The following is a 17,964-nucleotide window of genomic DNA, read 5'->3' as shown; positions in this document are numbered from 1 at the left end:
AACAGCGCTTGGCAGATTACTCAAGCGCTGCAGTGTCGTTGGATTTGACTCTATTTTTTAGATGCGATTGCCCTGGCCGCCGAACAGAATTGCTTCCAATTTCATAGCATACAATGCAGAAAATTTGCCGACATTGATCGCTTTTTGGGCTCAAAAATGATCTCCATCGACGACCACACCACCATCGCCGACGCCTTCTTGCGCGCCACCGCAGCCTACGGCCCGCGCAGCCTGCTGGCCGTGCCCGCCAACCCGGGGCGCAGCTACGACCCGCAGGGCCGCGAAATCAGCTATGCCGAAGCTGCCGCGCTGGTAGCGGGCCTGGTGCAGCGCTACCGCGCCGCCGGCTACGGCCTGGGCCACCGCGTCGCCCTTTTTCTGGAGAGCCGGCCCGAGCACATGCTGCACAAGCTGGCGCTGAACACCCTGGGTGTGTGCGTGGTGCCGATCAACCCCGACTACCGCCCGCGCGAGCTGGCCTACCTGATCGACCATGCGCGCGTGGACCTGGTCGTGGCCTTGCCCACGCGCCTGCCGGCGGTGCAGGCCGCGCTGGCCGAGGCGCGCCACCAGCCGCCCATTTTTACGACCAATTCCACACCCGATGGCACTGCGCCGCTGCCCGCTGCTGCAAGCCCGGCGCAGGTCGGAAAGCCCCAGGCCGACACGCCCGCCAGCATCCTCTACACCTCGGGCACCACCGGCCAGCCCAAGGGCTGCGTGCTGTCGCACCGCTACGAGCTGGCGGCCGGCGACTGGTATGCGCGCCGGGGCGGCATGGCGGCCATCCGCGAAGGCCAGGAGCGGCTGTACAACCCGCTACCGCTGTTCCATGTGAACGCCTCCATCCTGTCGTTCTACTGCATGCTGCTCACCGGCGGCTGCCAAGTGCAGACCGACCGCTTTGCGCCCGCGCGCTGGTGGCAGGAGGTGTGCGAGAGCCGCGCCACCATCGTGCATTACCTGGGCGTGGTCGTGCCCATGCTGCTGGCCCAGCCGGCCAGCCCGCTGGAGCGCGCGCACGGCGTGCGCTTTGGCTACGGCGCCGGTGTGGAGCCGCAACTGCACGCGCGGTTCGAAGAACGCTTTGGCCTGCCACTGGTCGAGCTGTGGGGCATGACCGAGATCGTGCGCGTCATCTCCGACCACCACGCGCCGCGCCAGGTGGGCACGCGCGCCTTTGGCCGCGCCGAGCCCGGACTGGAAGTCTGCGTGATGGACGAAGCAGGCACCGAGGTGGCCGACGGCCAGCCCGGCGAAATGTGGGTGCGCCACAGCGCCGCCACGCCGCGCAAGGACTTCTTCAGCGGCTACCTGGACGACCCCGAGGCCACCGAGGCCGCCTGGCGTGGCGGCTGGTTCCACACCGGCGACATCGTCACCCGCGACGCCAGCGGCATGCTGCGCTTCATGGACCGGCGCAAGAACATCATCCGCCGCTCGGGCGAGAACATTGCCGCCGCCGAGGTCGAGGCGCTCTTGCTCACCCACCCGCTGGTGCACCAGGCGGCCGTGATGGCCGTGCCCGATGCCGTGCGCGAAGAGGAAGTGCTGGCCTGCGTGGTGCTCGACCCCGCTGCGGCGGCGGACCTGGCGCACGGCGACGCGGCGCGCACCCTGCAGGATTTTTGCCTGCGCGAGCTGGCTTACTACAAGGCGCCGGGCTGGTGGTGGTTTGCCGACGAGATCCCCACCACCGGCACGCAAAAGATACAGAAGCACCGCATCTTCCCGGCCGGCAGCGACCCGCGCACGCTCGCAGGCATGGTGGACCTGTGCGCGCGCAAGAAGCGGCAGGTGGGGTGAGCGCGGCGCATCAAAAAAGAGCGCCCCCAACGCAGTCAGCACTCCACCCCGGCCGCGCGCGGCAGGTGGTTGGGGCGCGGATCGCCCACCGCGCCGAACAGCACGGCGTCCGCAAACCGGCCATCACCTCGGGGCCGATGCCTTCTGCGGGCAGCAACGCGATGCGTGCCACGCTCAGTCTTTCACTGCACCGGCCTTTTGCACCAGGGCACCGTGCTTGGCCAGTTCGGTCTTGAAGAATGGCTCGGTCTTTTCCGGCGACATATCCACGGGTGCAATGCCCTGGGCGGCCAGAATGTCCTGCACCTCTTTCAGCGCCAGCGTGGTGCGCACATCCTGGTAGAGCTTTTGCACCAGGGGCTTGGACAGCCCCGCCGGCCCGATCAGCGCCAGCCAGGCATCGAAGCTGTAGTTCGGCAAGCCCGACTCGGCCAGCGTGGGCACATCGGGCAGCACCGTGGAGCGCTGCGTGGTGGACACGCCCAGCGCCCGCAGCTTGCCGGCCTTGACATGCGGCGCCGCCGCCGTGACCGACAGAAAGGCCAGCTGGATCTGCCCGCCGATCAGGTCGGTTGTCAGCGGCCCGGTGCCGCGGTAGGGTATGTGGGTCAGGAAGATGCCGCCTTCGCTTTTCAGCAATTCGGCCGCCAGGTGCAGCACGCTGCCATTGCCCGCCGAACCATAGTCCACCTGCCCCGGATGGGTCTTGGCGTAGGCCACCAGCTCCCGCAGGTTTTTGACGGGCAGGGTGTTCGTTGCCACCAGCACCAGAGGGACTGTGCCGACCACTGTGATCGGCGTGATGTCCTTGAGCGAATCGAAGGGCATCGTCTTGTAGATCGCCGGGTTGATAACGTGGTTGGACGACACCAGCGCCAGCGTGTTGCCGTCCTTGGGCGCACGCACCAGCTGGGTGGTTCCCGACACGCCGCCGGCACCCACGAGGTTGTCCACCACCACGGGCTGGCCAAGTGCCCGCGCCAGGGGCTGGCCCAGCGCCCGCGCCAGCGTATCCACGGTGGAGCCCGTGGTCAGCGGCACGATCAGGCGCACGGGCTTGTCGGACTGGGCCTGCGCCCAGGGCATGGCTGCCGCCAGCGCGGCGGCCAGGACGGCCCGCCGGCCCTGAAGAATCAATGCGTTCATCGTTGTCTCCTGTCGTTATAAGGAATTCATGCGTTCACGGTGCCAGCAATGCCCGCCCCGTAGCGGCTCTGCAGTTCGGCAAAGGACAGCAGCTCACCGGCGATGGCGCTGGCGGCCACCGTGGGCGGGCTGGCCAGCCACACCTGGCCCGGGCCGCCACGGCCGGGGAAGTTGCGGTTGATGGCGCTCACCGTCACCTGCTCCTTGCGCACCGAGCCCCCCGGCCCGCAGTTGCCGCAGGCGCCGCAGGAGGGCTGCAGCATGCGCGCACCGACCTTCTCGAAAGCATCCATGTAGCCTGCGGCGATGCAATGGTCGCGCACCGCCGTGGTGCCAAACTGCAGGAACAGCTCCACTCCCGGCGCCACCTTCAGTCCGCGGTCGGCGGCCCAGCGCAGCACGGCGTGGTAATGCACGAAATCCTCGCGCTTGCCGGCGGTGCACGAGCCGCCGTAGGCAATGTCGATGCGCACACGCGCTCGCAGGCTGGCCAGCGGCAGGCCGTTGCCGGGGTCGCCCGGGGCCGCCACCATGGGCGGCACGGCGGCGCAGTCGATGTGCAGAGCATGGACATGCAGCGCGCCCGCATCGCTGTGCATCCAGGGCTCTATCACAAAATCAACGCCCCGCCGCTCACGCAGGAAGCGCACGGTTTCCGCGTCGGGCGCCACGATGCCGGTGAAGCCACCCATCTCGGCCACCATGTTGGTCAGCGTGGCGCGCTCGTCGGTGGCCAGGTGGGCAATGGCCGTGCCGCAAAACTCGAACACCTTGCCCAGCCCACCGCCCTCGCGGATGTAGGGCTGCGCCAGCAGGTGCAGCACGATGTCCTTGGCCGTGACGCCGGGCGCCGGGCAACCGTCCAGCACCACCTGCAGCGACTGCGGCACGGTGAGCCGCACGGCGCCCGTGACGAAGGCATTGGCCATGTCGGTCGTGCCCACGCCGAATGCCACGCAGCCCAGCGCGCCGCTGTGCGGCGTGTGCGAATCGGTGCCCACCACCACCTGCCCGGGCAGCGCGTAATGCTCGGCCACCATGGCGTGCGAGATGCCTGCGCTCTGGCCACCATCACCGCGTGCGGCCTCGTCTTCGGTCAGCGTGCGGTGCGTGCGCAGGCCGTAGCGCGCGGCGAAAGCCCGCTGCGCCTCGACCATGCGCTGCACATTGGGCACCAGCCCGGCGCGCACATGCGCGGGGCTTTCCTTCACATAGGAGGTGTGGTCCTCAAACACCACCACGGACTCGGGGGCGTGCAGCACCAGCGGTTCGCCGAACGTGGCGTGCAGCATGTGCGCGGCCATGCCGGTGTAGTACTCGTGGATGAAGCGCCAGTCGGCGCGCACAAACGCGCCGGCACCCGGCGCGGGGTGCGGCTCGGTCAGCTCGGTGCGCAGGGCGTGGCGTGCAATGATTTTTTCGAACAGCGTGCGCGGCGCACCGCCCGCCAGCGCAGGTGCCAGCGCCACGTCGCGCATCCAGCGCTGGCCGAATGGCAGCAGGCCGCCGCTCTTCAAGATGGCGGCCGCCAATGCATCGCGCCCCTGCACCAGGTCCCCGATGGCGATGGCCTCGCCGCGCTCGATGCGCCCGACGAGGCTGAAGTCGGTGGATGTGAACAGACCAATGTTGTCGGCATTCTGGCGGTAGATGCGCTCAAAGCTCTCGGCGATCACCAGGCGCACGCCCGCCAGCTTTTCCGCTGCGGGGCTGTGCTCTCGCGACGAGCCCTTGCCATAGCGCTTGCCCGCCACCACCACGCTGAAGCCGCCTTCGCGGATGGCGTTGGCACGCACCGGCAGGCTGCCGCCGGCCTGGAAGCCGGTGTAGGGGTAGCGGCCCAGCGCGTCGTCGTAGTGCGTCAGGATGGGCAGCGGCGTGATCTCGTCGGTCGACACGTCGTCGCGCAAGGCCCCGGCATCCACCAGCGACAGGCGCTCGCCCGCCATCTGGCGCGCCATGCGCTCGGCCGAGGCGCACAGATACAGGATGGGGCCGCTCAGGCGGATCGATGGTTCTTCATGGGACATGGCCGCATGATGGGCAGCCCGAGGCCCCGCTGCCAAGCGCCATTTCGGCACAGGGGGTCGCGCGTTTTGCGTGATCCCAGGAAACCCTCACCGTGCGCACGGCGGCATCAACCGCGCCACGCCTCGATGACGGCCTGCACCGAGCGCAGCCGGGGCGTCTTGCGCGGCGCGTAGATGCACAGCTCGCGCGCAGCCCAGGGTTCGTCCAGCGGACGGCGCACGAAACGGCGGCTTCCGGCGTAGGCGGCCGCGGCGCTGTGCGGAATGATCGCAATGCCCATGCCCGCCTCGACCATGCGACACACCGCATCAAAACTGCTGACCGACACCGCCATCTGCAGGGGCTGGCCCGCGGCAAAAGCCTGTGCATGGACAAAGCGGTCCAGCGAGCCGCCGCTGCGCACGCCGATCAAGGGGTAGGCCATGGCCTCGGCAAAGCGCACAGCCCGCCTGCGCGCCAGCCCATGCCCGCGTGGCAGCACCACCAGCAGCGGGTCGCTGGCGAAATGCCAGCGCTCGATGCTCTGCGGCACCTCGGTGTGCACCCCCAGGCCGACGTCAGCGCGGTCGTCCAGACAGGCGCGCACCACCTCGGGCGTGTCCTGCTCGTGCAGCGACACCCGCACATCGGGGTACTGCGCCAGCAGGGCCTGGAGGCGCTCGGGCAGAAAACCCACCACGGCCGACATGTTGGCCCACACGCGCACATTGCCCGCCACGCGCCCGCCGAGCGACTGCACCTCGCGCGCCAGCTGCTGCAGCTCGCGGTCAATTTGCAGCCCGCGCCCGAACACCAGCTGGCCCGCGTCCGTCAGCACCACGCCACGGGGGGAGCGCACCAGCAGCGGGGTGCCAAACGCATGTTCCAGATCCACCAACCGGCGGCTCAGCGCCGAGGGCGCAATGTGCTCGCGCGCCGCCGCGCGCACGATGGAACCCTCCTGCGCCGCAGCGGCGAACAGGCGCAGGCTGTAGGCATCGATGCGGCGATTCATCGAACCAGGGCCTACTTCAGCGCCCCAAACACCTTCTTCAGGATGGCGCTGCCCGCCGCGGCCGGATTCTGGCGCAGCTTCTGCTCCTCCTCGCCAATCACCAGGAACAGGCCGTCCAGCGTCTTGCCGGTCACGTACTGCTCTATGGTGGCGTCTTCCTTCTTCACCAGCCCAAAGCCCGCCGCCTTGCCGGCGAAGGCGTTGTACTGCTGGGCCAGGCCCACTTTCTGCGTGGCCTGGGTGACCACGGGCAGGAACTTCTGGCCCAGTGGAGCGCGGGTCTTTTCAGAAAAGAACTGCGTCACCGAGGTGTCGCCGCCGGTCAGGATGTTCTTGGCGTCGGTCACCGTCATGCTGCGCACGGCGCCGACCAGCAGGTCCTTGCCCAAGGGCACGGCGGCCTCGGCGGCGCGGTTGATGGAGGTCTCCAGCTCTTCGATGCGCTGGCCCTGGCCGAATTTCTTCATCAGTTTGGCGGCGTCCTCCAGGTAGCCCGGCAACGGGATGCGCACCTTGGGGTTGTTCAAAAAACCGCCCGACTGACCCAGCAGGCCCACGGCCGCCAGCGCGCCCTGCTCCAGCGCGGCCTTGACGCCGCTGCTGGCGTCGGCATTGCTCAGATCACCGAGCGACAGCGCCTGCGCCCGCGTGGTGGCCAGCAGGACCAGGGCGGCCAGGCCGGAAGTCTGGAATTGGCGTCGTTGCATGGAATGCTCCTTGGAAGTGAAAACGTTCAAGCGGCCCCAGTGTGCCGCGTCTGCGCCAGGCCGTGCAAGGTGCCCCCGTCCAGCAGCGCCGGCAGCTCGCCCATGTCGGCCATCACATGCACGGCGCCGGCCGCGCGCAGCGCCGCGGGCGAGCCATGGCCCACGGGCGACGGGCTGTAGCCCACCACCGTGGCGCCCGCGGCCACGCCGGCAGCGACGCCGGTCACCGTGTCTTCGACCACCAGACAGCGCGCGGGCGGCACGCCCACGGCGGCGGCCGCTGCCAGGTACACGTCGGGTGCGGGCTTGGTGGCCGGCATTTCGTGGCCGCTGAAGATGCGGCCGGCAAAATACGGCGCCAGGCCCACCTTGTCCAGCTGCATCTCGACCTTGAAGCGATCAGCCCCCGAGGCGCAGGCGATGCGCCCCTGCAGCCGCGCATGGACGGCGCGCACCGCCTCCACCGCGCCTTCGATGGCCTGCAGCTCGGCCTCCAGCCGGGCGTTGCGGCGCGCGTAGAACGCGGCCATCCAGGCGTCGGTGAGCGGGCGGCCGGTGTGCGCCGCTATGCGCGCGGCCTCGCTGCGCACCGTCTTGCCGATGAAAACCCGCATGCACTCTGCGGGGCTGATGGCCCAGCCGGCCTCGTTGAGCATGGTGCAGAGCACGCCGTTGGTGATGGGTTCGCTGTCCACCAGCACACCATCGCAGTCGAACAGGATCGCTTCAAATTTCATCGTTTCAGGCGCTTTACTGATAGTGGTTTCAGGCCATTTTGGTTGGAAATCAGCGGCTGTCGCCATCCACGTAGTACCAGCGCCCGGTTTCGCGCACGAAACGGCTCTTTTCATGCAGGCGCACGGCGCGCCCGGCCACGCGGTAGCGGGCCACAAACTCGACCTCGGCGTGGTCGGCATCCAGCACGCGATGGCTGCGCACCTCCAGGCCCAGCCAGTGCGCCCCGGGCTCGAACGCGAGCGTGGCCGGGCGCTGGCTGGCGTGCCAGGTGGCCAGCAGGTAGTCGCCCCGCTCCCGCACGAAGGCGCTGTAGCGCGAGCGCATCAGCCGCTCGGCGTCGGGCGCGGGCGTGGCATCGAAATGCTCCACATAGCGGCCGCAGCAGTCGGCATAGGCCAGCGGGGTGCGCCGGGGCGACAGGGCGCCACAGGGGCATGGCAAGGGGGTCGAGGGCTGGGGCATGGCGTTGCTGTGCGGGCAAGAAAACAGGTCGATTATTGAACGTAGACTGCAGCCAGCGCGGCAGCCGCCGCCGCATGCCAGGGAGATGCCGATGTTCGCGATGAGCGTGCCGTGGTGGGAGTTTGTGCTGCGCGCGGGTGGTTGCCTGGACGCGCACGAGGTGGAGCGCGCCACCATCGAGACCAATGGGCAGATCACGGTGGTGCTCAAGCGCCGGGGGTGATGCCGGCAGGATTCAGGTGATTTTTGGCCCCTGGCGCTTGTCCATAAAGCACCTGCAGCTATTTATCTGGGAGCAAGTTTTCGCCAACCATCAGGCCAGCGCGCGCTGGATGATGATCTTCTGCACGTCGCTCGTGCCCTCGTAGATCTGGCACACGCGCACGTCGCGGTAGATGCGCTCCACCGGGAAGTCATTGACCACGCCGTAGCCGCCCAGCGTCTGGATGGCGGCGCTGCACACGCGCTCGGCCATCTCGCTGGCGAACAGCTTGGCCATGGCGGCTTCTTTCAGGCAAGGTCGGCCCGCGTCGCGCAGCGCGGCGGCGTGCCAGATGAGCTGGCGTGCGGCCTCGATCTGCGTGGCGCAGTCGGCCAGGCGAAAGCCCACGGCCTGGTGGTGGAAGATGGGCTGGCCGAAGCTTTCGCGCTCCTTCGAGTACGCCAGCGCCGCATCGAACGCGCTGCGCGCCATGCCCACGCTTTGCGCGGCGATGCCGATGCGGCCGCCCTCCAGGGCACCGAGCGCGATCTTGTAGCCCTCGCCCTCGGCGCCAATGAGGTTCTCGGCCGGGATGCGGCAGTTGTCGAAGTTGATCTGCGCCGTGTCGCTGGAATGCTGGCCCAGCTTGTCTTCGAGCCGCGCCACCACGTAACCGGGGTTGCTGGTAGGCACGAGGAAGGCGCTCATGCCCTTCTTGCCGGCGCCCTTGTCGGTCACGGCGATGACGATGGCCACATGGCCGTTTTGGCCGCTGGTGATGAACTGCTTGACGCCGTTGATCACGTATTCCTCGCCCTGGCGCGCCGCGGTCGTGCGCAGTGCGGAGGCGTCGGAGCCCACATGCGGCTCGGTCAGGCAAAACGCCCCGAGCATTTCGCCCCGGGCCAAGGGTGTGAGCCAGTCGCGCTTTTGCTGGGCATTGCCATAGCGCATGAGGATGGCGTTGACCGGGCAGTTGGTGACGCTGATGGCAGTGCTGGTGCCGCCATCACCGGCTGCGATTTCTTCGAGCACCAGGGCGAGCGTGAGGTAGTCGAGATGGGCGCCGCCAAACTCTTCGGGTACGCAGATACCGTAGGCCCCGAGGGCTGCGAGGCCCTGGTGGGCCTCCTTGGGGAAATGGTGTTCCTTGTCCCAGCGGGCGGCATGGGGCCAGAGTTCGGTCTGGGCAAAGTCGCGCACGGCGTCGCGGATCATTTCCTGGTCTTGGGTCAGCAGCATGGGGGATGTCTCCAGAGGTCGTTGTTCAGAGAAATTTACCAGTGCGCGGCGCGGCGGCCGTCGTGGTGCAGCAGGCGCCCCCTGTCGGCGGCAGTGGCACCGGCCACGGTGGCGCGCAGGCCGCGCACACTGTCTTGCACGGTCAGGGCAGCGCCCACGCCGCCCATGTCGGTCTGCACCCAGCCGGGGTCGATGGTGATGAGCGTCGCGTGCGGGTAGCTGTGCTGGGCCGCCGCCACTGCCATGTTCAGCGCGGCCTTGCTGGTGCGGTAGAGCCACGAGTCGCTGCCCGGCACGCTGCCGATCTGTGACATGGACGAGGACAGGAACGCAAACACGCCCTGCGCCTCGGCCACCCGCGGCGCCACTTGCGGAATAGCCTGCATGGCGCCCAGCACATTGATGTGCATGACGGCATCAAAGTCCTGCTGCGTGGGGGGCGTGAGTGCGTCCGGACGGTGAATCACGCCTGCCACATACCAGGCGGTCTCGATCTTCTCGCCATCGAGCTGCCAGGCCAACCCGCTCACGCTGGCAGGGTTGGCCACATCCACAGTGAGCGCCTCGGCGCCCAGGGCCTGCACGCGCTCGCGGCCGGCGTCGTCGCGCACGGTGGCAATCACGCGGCGGCCCGCCTCGGCGTATTGGCGCACCAGCTCCAGTCCAATGCCGCGCGATGCGCCGATGATGAGTATGGATTTCATGGTTCAGAAATTTGAGAAAAACAGGGTTCTAGCGCCTGCCGATCCAACGTTAAAAGCGATCCAATGAGGTGCCATGAGCTCCATCCCATCACGCGTCGCCCAGTCCCCCGGCGGCACGGGGCCAGAGGGGTCCTGGGCGATGGCGCGCATGGCGTCGCGGATCACTTCCTGTGCTCGGTTCGACAGCATCTGTGGTTCCGGGATGGTGCTCAAGGGGCGGCGGGAGCCCCGCATTGACGTAAACGTCAATTATCAGGCCCAACCCGGCGGCGGTGCCCGACGTCAGAATTCGCTGTGCCAGCGCAGCGAGTACACCTGTACCGGCCCCCGGTCGCGGTTGTAGCCGGGGTGGACCAGGTGCTGAGCCCCCAGCGAGAATGCCGACCGCAGCGTGCCCGCCGAAGTAACCACATCAGGCAAGGTCCAGCGGTAATAGGCTTCGAGCACCTGCTCGGGGCCATAGTTGAGCCGGCCATCGCCCAGAAAGAAGCCCTGGCCGCCCGCCGCCAGATAGCTGCGGTGCGGGCGCGACAGGCCATTGGCCGCCCAGGCCACGCCCCAGCGGTCTTTGCTGCGGCCCCACGTGGCGCCGGTGAACTGCCCCCCCAGCGACAGCTGCTGGTCTATCTCGGTAAATGCATAGGTTTCAGACTGGCCATTGTTTCGGCTGGCACGCAGGAACAGGCCGGCCTCCTCGCCCAGGGGCGCCTCCAGCGTCACCCCCCAGCCGGTCTTGCTTTGCGCGCGGCGCACCCATGCCACATCCGGCGTACCACCCAGGGCGAGGGCATCGTCAAAGCGCCCCATCACCGCCCGGTTCCGGTACACCAGCAGGCGCGCGCGCAATGGGCCAGCAGGCACCGACACCGGCAGATCGGACTCCACCTCCAGCTGGTCTCCGTAGTGCTGGCGCCAATGGCTGTCGAGTGCCAGACCGTTGGATTCGCGCGGCAACTCCATGCGGGCGGCGCGCACGGCCCAGGTGCTGGTGCGGTATTCGATCATGGCCCCCACCGAGTAACCCCGGGCATCCGCTGCGTAGTCCCAGGCGCCATGCGTGAGGAAAGACCAGTTGAAGAACTGCTCTCGCGGGTCTTTGGCGTAAGGATTGTTGTCAAAGTAGTCGAGCAGCGAGAAAGCCCCTGCGCGCACCGTCCAGCGACTCGTGCGCGATGCCCCGCCCAGTTCGTTGAAATCGGCGGGGATGGTTTCGGCGTCACCACCGGTCGCCCAGCGCTGCTGCACGAACATGCGCGCCCGGTACACCGACAGGTTCGCTCCCGAGGTGCGGGCCAGTTCGCCGTTGGACAGCCCGCCGGCACCCGTCAGGTGCGACAGCGGCACGCCCTGCGCAGCTTCGGGGTTGAAGTGGGCCTCGGCCCCCTGCCAAAGGCGCACGCCCAGATCGCCGGTGGTCGTGAACGAGTAGGACTTTTCCCGACCCGGAACCAGGCTGTTGGGGCCGGTGTAGGGCGCAGCAAAGGCCGGCTTGGCCTGCCAGGCCCAGGTGGCTTGCGCGTGCCACGCCACGGGGGGTGGGACCGCAGGCGCCTCCACGGCTTGTGCCGCCACGCGCCAGGGCGCGGCGGCCACCAGCAGCAGCGCCAGCGGCATGGAACGGGCGTGGCGCCGGGCCGGCAGAAGTCTGAACATCATGGTCATGGCGCGCGAGTTTAGCGCCGGCCCATGACGCCCTGACAACGGCAGTCTTCCCGCAGAAAATAGCCGCAAGCGCTTTTACAGCAAGCGCCAGCCGCCGTGTTTTCGGGAGATCAGATCAGCTCCAGGGCAACGGCCGTGGCCTCGCCGCCACCAATGCACAGCGTGGCCAGGCCCTTGGTAAGGCCGCGCGCCTGGAGCGCATGGATCAGCGTGACCATGATGCGCGCGCCGCTGGCGCCGATGGGGTGGCCCAGCGCGCAGGCGCCGCCATTCACATTGACCTTGTCGTGCGGCAGGTCCAGCTCCTTCATGAGCGCCATGGGCACCACGGCAAAGGCTTCGTTGATCTCCCACAGCTGCACGTCGCCCACGGCCCAGCCGGCCTTGGCCAGCGCCTTCTGCGTGGCGCCCAGCGGCGCGGTGGCGAACCACTCGGGCTCCTGCGCGTGCGTGGCGTGGCTCACTATGCGGGCCAGGGGCTTGCAGCCAAGTTTTTTCGCGGTGGACTCGCGCATCATCACCAGCGCGGCAGCGCCGTCGTTGATGCTGGAGCTGGAGGCCGCGGTGATGGTGCCGTCCTTCTTGAAGGCGGGCTTGAGCGTGGCGATCTTGTCGAGCTTGACCTTCGCCGGCCCTTCGTCCACCGAGACCACGGTCTCGCCCGCGCGGGTCTTGACGGTCACCGGCACGATCTCGGCCGCGAACGCACCCGACTCGGTGGCGGCCTTGGCGCGCTGCACGCTGGCCGTGGCAAAGGCGTCCTGCTGCGCGCGCGTGAACTGGTACTTGGCGGCACAGTCTTCGCCAAAGGTTCCCATGGAGCGACCGGGCTCGTAAGCGTCTTCCAGGCCGTCGAGCATCATGTGGTCGAAGATGCGGTCATGGCCCAGACGGTAGCCGCCGCGGCCCTTTTGCAGCAGGTAGGGGGCATTGGTCATGCTTTCCATGCCGCCCGCCACCATCACATCGTGCGTGCCGGCCAGCAGCATGTCGTGCGCGAACATCGCGGCCTTCATGCCCGAGCCGCACATCTTGCTCAAAGTGACGGCGCCCGCCTCCTTGGGCAGCCCGCCCTTGAACGCCGCCTGGCGCGCGGGCGCCTGGCCCTGGCCCGCCATCAGGCAGTTGCCGAACAGCACTTCGCCCACGGCGTCGGGCGACACGCCGGCGCGCTCGATGGCCGCCCGGATGGCGGCTCCACCCAGGTCATGCGCAGCCAGGCTGGAAAAATCGCCCTGCAGCGAACCCATGGGGGTGCGTGCGGCGCCGACGATGACGATGGGGTCTTGGTGGGATACAGACATGGGGAGGCTCCTTCGGTTTGAGGGGAATGCGTGATGGTCAATGGGCGGCATGCGGGAAGCGCCGCTCGGGGTCGTAAGGGAAAACGTCGTACACATGGCCGGCCTGGATGCGCTCCTTGTGCGCCTGCCAGAACGCCACGTCGAGCAGATCGGCGTGGTGCCGCATGAACACGGCGCGCACGGCGTCGTTGCCGAGCAGAAAAGGGCCGAAGGTTTCGGGAAACACATCGTGCGGGCCCACGCTGTACCAGACCTCGCCGCTCATCTCTTCCTCTTCGTTGCGCGGCGTGGGCACGCGGCGGAAATGGCAGTCGGTGAGGTATTCGATCTCGTCGTAGTCGTAGAAAACCACCTTGCCATTGCGCGTGACGCCGAAGTTCTTCCAGAGCATGTCGCCGGGGAAGATGTTGGCGGCCACCAGGTCCTTGATGGCGTTGCCATACTCGATCACGCTGCGCTCCATCTGCCGGTAGGCACGCGGATCGGCCAGGCCCGTATCAAAGGCTTCCTGCAGGTAGAGGTTGAGCGGAATCATGCGCCGCTCGATATAGAGGTGCTTGATGATGACCTCGGTCTGTCCATCGCCATCGCGGTCGCTGATCTCCAGTTGGCTCGGAGCAAACTTTTCGATCTCGGCAATCAGTGCATCGTCAAACCGGTCGCGCGGAAAAGCCACCTCGCTGTATTCGAGCGTGTCGGCCATGCGGCCCACGCGGTCGTGCTGCTTGACCAGCAGGTACTTGGCCTTGATCTGCTCGCGCGTAGTGTCTTTGGGCGGCGGAAAGTAGTCCTTGATGAGCTTGAACACATACGGAAAGCTCGGCAGGTCGAACACCAGCATCACCATGCCCTTGATGCCGGGCGCAATGCGGAACTGGTCGGTCGAGTGCTGGAGGTGGTAGAGGAAGTCGCGGTAGAACAGCGTCTTGCCCTGCTTGGCCAGGCCCAGCGCGTTGTAGATCTCGGCGCGCGGTTTGCGCGGCATGAGGCTGCGCAGGAACTGCACATAGGCACTGGGCACCTCCATGTCCACCATGAAGTACGCGCGCGCAAAGCTGAACAGCATCTGCAGGTCGTCTTCGCCGAACAGCGCGGCGTCGATGAACAGCCTGCCGCTGTCGTCGTGCAGGATGGGCAGCGCAAATGGCACCTCGTTGAAGCCGTTGATGATCTTGCCCACCACATACGCGCCCTTGTTGCGGTAGAACAGACTGCTGAGCACCTGGATCTGGAAGTTGGTGCGGAGCCTGACCTTGTCGAGCCGGCCGCGCATCGCGTTCACCACGCAACCGGCATCGCGCGCCAGATCCACAAACTCCCGCTGGAGCTGGAAGTTGTCGATGATGCGGTGCAGTGTGTCCACCAGGTTGTCGCGCGAGGGATAGTAGGCCCGGTAGGTGGGGCGCGCGGCGGGTTCGTCGTTTTCGATGTATTCGGTGCTGACCGCAGGCCGCACAAAGATGAAATCGTTGTGGAAATGTGTGCGGTGCAGGATCTTGGTGGTGACCGAGTTGAAAAAGGTCTCGGCCAGCTCGGGCTGGTGGTGGTTGACCAGCAGCCCGATGTAGTGCAGCTTGATCTGGTGCCACACGTCCATGGGCTGCGCGCCGGCGCTGAATTCCTTTTCGAGCCGGCGCACGCACTCCTTCACGCGCAGGTCGTAGAACTCGATGCGCTCGCGCTGCGCCCGCTGCTGGCCGTGCCAGTCGGCGGTTTCAAAGCGGTGCTTGGCCCGCGCGGACTCGGTGCGGAACAGCCGGTAATGGCGGTTGAACCCGTCCATCATGGCCTTGGCGATGCCGTAGGCCTGCGGGGCATCCAGCCGTTGCGGAAACATGGCGGGGTCTCAACCGTCGCAGTACAGGCGAGCAGGCGTTGCCGGGCTACTGCCTTTTGACGGCAGCCACTCCGGCAATCGCGGCCTTGTAGAGCGAATCCAGCCCTTCGGTGCTGTCGACGGTCATGTGCAGGTTGTTGATGAGCCCGTCTTTGAGGCCATAGCACCAGCCGTGCAATGTCACCTTTTGCCCACGGCCCCATGCGTCCAGCATCACCGTGGTCTGTGCGATGTTGACCACCTGCTCGATGGCATTGAGTTCGCACAGCACATCGTGACGCCACTCGGGGGCGGTGGCGGCAATCAGGTCACGGTGGCGATCGCGTACGTCCTGCACATGGCGGATCCAGTTGTCGGCCAGGCCCACGCGCATGCCCTCCAGCGCCGCCAGCACACCGCCGCAGCCGTAGTGCCCCACCACCATGAGGTGCTCTACATGCAGTTGGTCCACCGCGTACTGGATGGTGGACAGGCAGTTCAAGTCAGTGGGCACCACCACGTTGGCCACGTTGCGGTGCACGAAAATTTCACCAGGCTCCAGGCCTGTGATCTGGTTGGCGGGTACGCGGCTGTCCGAGCACCCGATCCACATGTATTTGGGCTTTTGCTGGGCCATCAGGCCCGTGAAAAAGCCAGGCCTCTCGCGCTCCATCTGGGCAGCCCAGGCGCGGTTGTGAACAAACAGGTCTTCGACGGATGAGGGCATGCTGTCCTTGACAGGTGAGTGAAAAAAGGGAAATCAGCAGGTTTCGGCGAAAAGCTCGCGGCCGATCAGCATGCGGCGAATTTCGCTGGTGCCGGCACCGATCTCGTACAGCTTGGCATCGCGCCACAGGCGGCCCAGCGGATATTCGTTGATATAGCCATTGCCACCAAACACCTGCACACCCTCGCCCGCCATCCAGGTGGCCTTTTCGGCGCACCACAGGATCACGCTGGCGCAATCCTTGCGTACCTGGCGCACATGGTCGGCGCCCAGCATGTCGAGATTCTTGGCCACAGTGTAGGCAAATGAGCGTCCTGCTTGCAGCACGGTGTACATGTCGGCCACCTTGCCCTGAATGAGCTGGAATTCACCGATGCTCTGGCCGAACTGCTTGCGGTCGTGGATGTAGGGGATCACGTTGTCCATGACGGACTGCATGATGCCCAGCGGGCCGCCGGTGAGCACCGCGCGCTCGTAGTCCAGCCCGCTCATCAGCACCTTGGCGCCCATGTTCAAGCCCCCCAGCACGTTGGCCGCGGGCACCTCGACGTTGTGGAACACCAGCTCGCCCGTATGGCTGCCGCGCATGCCCAGCTTGTCGAGCTTTTGCGCAATGCTGAAACCAGGCATGCCCTTTTCGATCAGGAATGCCGTGACCCCGCGCGCGCCCATCTCGGGCTCTGTCTTGGCGTAGACCACCAGCGTGTCGGCATCCGGACCGTTGGTGATCCACATCTTGTTGCCGTTGAGCAGGTAGTAACCGCCCTTGTCCTCGGCCTTGAGCTTCATGCTGATCACGTCGGAGCCAGCGCCGGGCTCGCTCATGGCCAGCGCGCCCACATGTTCGCCGCTGATGAGCTTGGGCAGGTATTTGGCCTTCTGCGCCTCGTTGCCGTTGCGGTTGATCTGGTTCACGCACAGGTTGCTGTGCGCGCCGTAGGAGAGGCCCACCGAAGCGCTGGCGCGGGAAATTTCCTCCATGGCCACCATGTGGGCCAGGTAACCCATGGCCGCACCACCGTATTGCTCGGGCACGGTGATACCCAGCACGCCCAGTTCACCCATCTTGCGCCACAGATCCATAGGGAACTGGTCGCTGCGATCGATCTCGGCTGCGCGTGGCGCGATTTCCGCCTGCGCGAAATCGCGGACCGCGTCCCGCAATGCGTCGATGTCTTCTCCCAACTGGAAATTGAGGCCTGGAATGGTGGCGGGCATGCTCATGAATGTCTCCTCGGATCGGTGGAATGGTGTTGCAGTTCAGTGGCGGATGTTTTCGCGGCCCGTAACGGCCATCAAGGTGCAGCCCATGGTGGCCACCAGCTTCTCTTGCGTGCCTTCGAGTGCATAGGCGCGCCCCTCGCAAACGGTGATCGTGCGCCCCGGCTTGAGCACCCGCCCCTCCATGCGAAACCGCTCACCGCGCGCCGGGGCCAGAAGATTGATCTTGAACTCGATGGTAAGAACCGCCGCATCTGCTGCCATCAGGGTGAATCCGGCATAGCCACAAGCGGAATCCAGGGCCGTGGCCACCATGCCCGCATGCAGAAATCCGTGCTGCTGGGTCAGACCAGCGGCCCAATCCATTTCGATATCCACCGCACCGGGAGCAACCAGTCCCAGGCGGGCGCCGAGCGTCTGCATGGCGCCCTGGCGCGCAAAACTCTCATGCACCCGCGCCGCGTAAGTGGGCGTCTGGACATCGAAAAGTGGGGTGCTCACACGGTCTCCTGATTGACGTTTACGTAAACGTTAATTATCAACCATTTTTCCCTTCTGTTTTCAGCAGCAGGGCGCGCGCTTCCTTCTCGTGTTCCCGGACCTCTTCCAGGTTGGCCTGCAGATCAGCCATCTGATCTTCCAGCTGCCGCCGGTGCACCACCAGCACATCCAGGAACTTTTGCAGCTGCACACCCGTATCGCGCGGGCTGTCGTAGAGGTCGATGATCTCCTTGGCCTCGCTCAACGACAAGCCAAGGCGCTTTGCCCGCAACGTCAACCGCAGCCGCGTGCGGTCCCTCGGGCTGTACACGCGACTGCGGCCTGCCGGCCCATTGCGCTCAGGCTGCAACAAGCCCATGTCTTCATAAAAGCGTATGGCACGCGTTGTCAGATCAAACTCTTTCGCGAGGTCGCTAATGGTGTAGGTAGAGGCCATGGTAGAGCAATGCTGCACGGTAGTTTTTCGCAAGGTCGCCACCTGCATTTCAGTGCAACACGTTTTCAACGTTTACGTAAACGTCAATCGTAGCGCAATTGACCCCATCTATGCCACAAGACTATGCAGCGCAAAGACTGGTGCGAGACAGACGGCTCTGGCGATGTGCGTATTGGGAGTGAAAACTGGGCGCTGAAAGCAGAAACGCCCCACTCAAAATTTGAGCGGGGCGTTACTGGGCTGTAAGAGCCTGACGATGACCTAC

General features: G+C 66.3%; 16 protein-coding genes and 1 pseudogene. 2 read left to right on the top strand and 15 right to left on the bottom strand.

The window, feature by feature from the left end:
* Nucleotides 1–156: 156 nt before the first annotated feature.
* Entirely contained in the window at nt 157–1,806 is a 1,650-nt protein-coding gene (locus AC1RDS_RS20170) for an AMP-binding protein (protein WP_287879385.1), read from the top strand.
* 174 nt (nt 1,807–1,980) lie between these two features.
* On the opposite strand, the gene AC1RDS_RS20165 is transcribed toward AC1RDS_RS20170, so the two are convergent.
* The 6 genes from AC1RDS_RS20165 to AC1RDS_RS20140 all read right to left on the bottom strand — a co-directional run bounded on the left by AC1RDS_RS20165 (nt 1,981) and on the right by AC1RDS_RS20140 (nt 7,884).
* Entirely contained in the window at nt 1,981–2,952 is a 972-nt protein-coding gene (locus AC1RDS_RS20165) for a tripartite tricarboxylate transporter substrate binding protein (RefSeq protein ID WP_026437013.1), read from the bottom strand.
* A gap of 26 nt (nt 2,953–2,978) precedes the next feature.
* Nucleotides 2,979–4,913 carry an aconitase family protein gene (locus AC1RDS_RS20160; RefSeq protein ID WP_244273731.1) on the bottom strand — a complete coding sequence of 645 codons (1,935 nt, stop codon included), beginning with the start codon at nt 4,911–4,913 and terminating at the stop codon, nt 2,979–2,981.
* 176 nt (nt 4,914–5,089) lie between these two features.
* Nucleotides 5,090–5,977: a LysR substrate-binding domain-containing protein gene (locus AC1RDS_RS20155; protein WP_092700307.1), complete on the bottom strand. Its 888-nt coding sequence runs from the start codon at nt 5,975–5,977 to the stop codon at nt 5,090–5,092.
* An 11-nt stretch (nt 5,978–5,988) separates the two neighbouring features.
* Nucleotides 5,989–6,684 (bottom strand): DUF4197 domain-containing protein, encoded by a 696-nt coding sequence (locus AC1RDS_RS20150; protein ID WP_092700304.1) that lies wholly within the window; start codon nt 6,682–6,684, stop codon nt 5,989–5,991.
* 26 nt (nt 6,685–6,710) lie between these two features.
* A complete protein-coding gene (locus AC1RDS_RS20145) occupies nt 6,711–7,421 on the bottom strand; it encodes an HAD family hydrolase (protein ID WP_092700301.1) in 711 nt (236 codons plus the stop codon).
* A 49-nt stretch (nt 7,422–7,470) separates the two neighbouring features.
* On the bottom strand, nt 7,471–7,884 hold the full coding sequence (locus tag AC1RDS_RS20140) for a YchJ family protein (protein WP_092700298.1): 414 nt from the start codon (nt 7,882–7,884) through the stop codon (nt 7,471–7,473).
* Nucleotides 7,885–8,011: 127 nt separating this feature from the next.
* Between AC1RDS_RS20140 and AC1RDS_RS20135 the strand changes: the two are divergent.
* Nucleotides 8,012–8,107, top strand: a pseudogene (locus AC1RDS_RS20135) (YetF domain-containing protein); the annotation flags it as partial.
* 90 nt (nt 8,108–8,197) lie between these two features.
* Here AC1RDS_RS20135 and AC1RDS_RS20130 read toward each other — a convergent pair.
* From AC1RDS_RS20130 to AC1RDS_RS20090, 9 genes are all read right to left on the bottom strand, one after another.
* Nucleotides 8,198–9,328, bottom strand: coding sequence for an acyl-CoA dehydrogenase family protein (locus AC1RDS_RS20130; RefSeq protein WP_092701705.1), 1,131 nt, complete (start codon nt 9,326–9,328; stop codon nt 8,198–8,200).
* Nucleotides 9,329–9,363: 35 nt separating this feature from the next.
* Nucleotides 9,364–10,032 (bottom strand): SDR family oxidoreductase, encoded by a 669-nt coding sequence (locus tag AC1RDS_RS20125; RefSeq protein ID WP_287879371.1) that lies wholly within the window; start codon nt 10,030–10,032, stop codon nt 9,364–9,366.
* A gap of 282 nt (nt 10,033–10,314) precedes the next feature.
* Nucleotides 10,315–11,688 carry a carbohydrate porin gene (locus tag AC1RDS_RS20120; protein ID WP_348682323.1) on the bottom strand — a complete coding sequence of 458 codons (1,374 nt, stop codon included), beginning with the start codon at nt 11,686–11,688 and terminating at the stop codon, nt 10,315–10,317.
* Nucleotides 11,689–11,804: 116 nt separating this feature from the next.
* The gene (locus AC1RDS_RS20115; protein ID WP_092701583.1) at nt 11,805–12,998 is read right to left on the bottom strand and encodes an acetyl-CoA C-acyltransferase; all 1,194 of its coding nucleotides are present in this window, start codon (nt 12,996–12,998) and stop codon (nt 11,805–11,807) included.
* Nucleotides 12,999–13,035: 37 nt separating this feature from the next.
* Nucleotides 13,036–14,835 carry a bifunctional isocitrate dehydrogenase kinase/phosphatase gene (aceK, locus tag AC1RDS_RS20110; protein WP_348682322.1) on the bottom strand — a complete coding sequence of 600 codons (1,800 nt, stop codon included), beginning with the start codon at nt 14,833–14,835 and terminating at the stop codon, nt 13,036–13,038.
* 46 nt (nt 14,836–14,881) lie between these two features.
* Nucleotides 14,882–15,541, bottom strand: a complete 660-nt coding sequence (gene can / locus AC1RDS_RS20105; protein WP_026437003.1) for a carbonate dehydratase — start codon at nt 15,539–15,541, stop codon at nt 14,882–14,884.
* Nucleotides 15,542–15,574: 33 nt separating this feature from the next.
* Nucleotides 15,575–16,765 (bottom strand): isovaleryl-CoA dehydrogenase, encoded by a 1,191-nt coding sequence (locus tag AC1RDS_RS20100; protein WP_092701589.1) that lies wholly within the window; start codon nt 16,763–16,765, stop codon nt 15,575–15,577.
* 36 nt (nt 16,766–16,801) lie between these two features.
* A complete protein-coding gene (locus tag AC1RDS_RS20095) occupies nt 16,802–17,185 on the bottom strand; it encodes a PaaI family thioesterase (protein ID WP_208859763.1) in 384 nt (127 codons plus the stop codon).
* A 115-nt stretch (nt 17,186–17,300) separates the two neighbouring features.
* Nucleotides 17,301–17,699 (bottom strand): MerR family transcriptional regulator, encoded by a 399-nt coding sequence (locus AC1RDS_RS20090; RefSeq protein ID WP_092701595.1) that lies wholly within the window; start codon nt 17,697–17,699, stop codon nt 17,301–17,303.
* Nucleotides 17,700–17,964: the final 265 nt, after the last annotated feature.

Source organism: Acidovorax sp. GW823-FHT02H02, from assembly GCF_058797075.1.
Note: the sequence above shows the minus strand (reverse complement) of the source record. Positions and strands in the feature narration are given on the sequence as shown.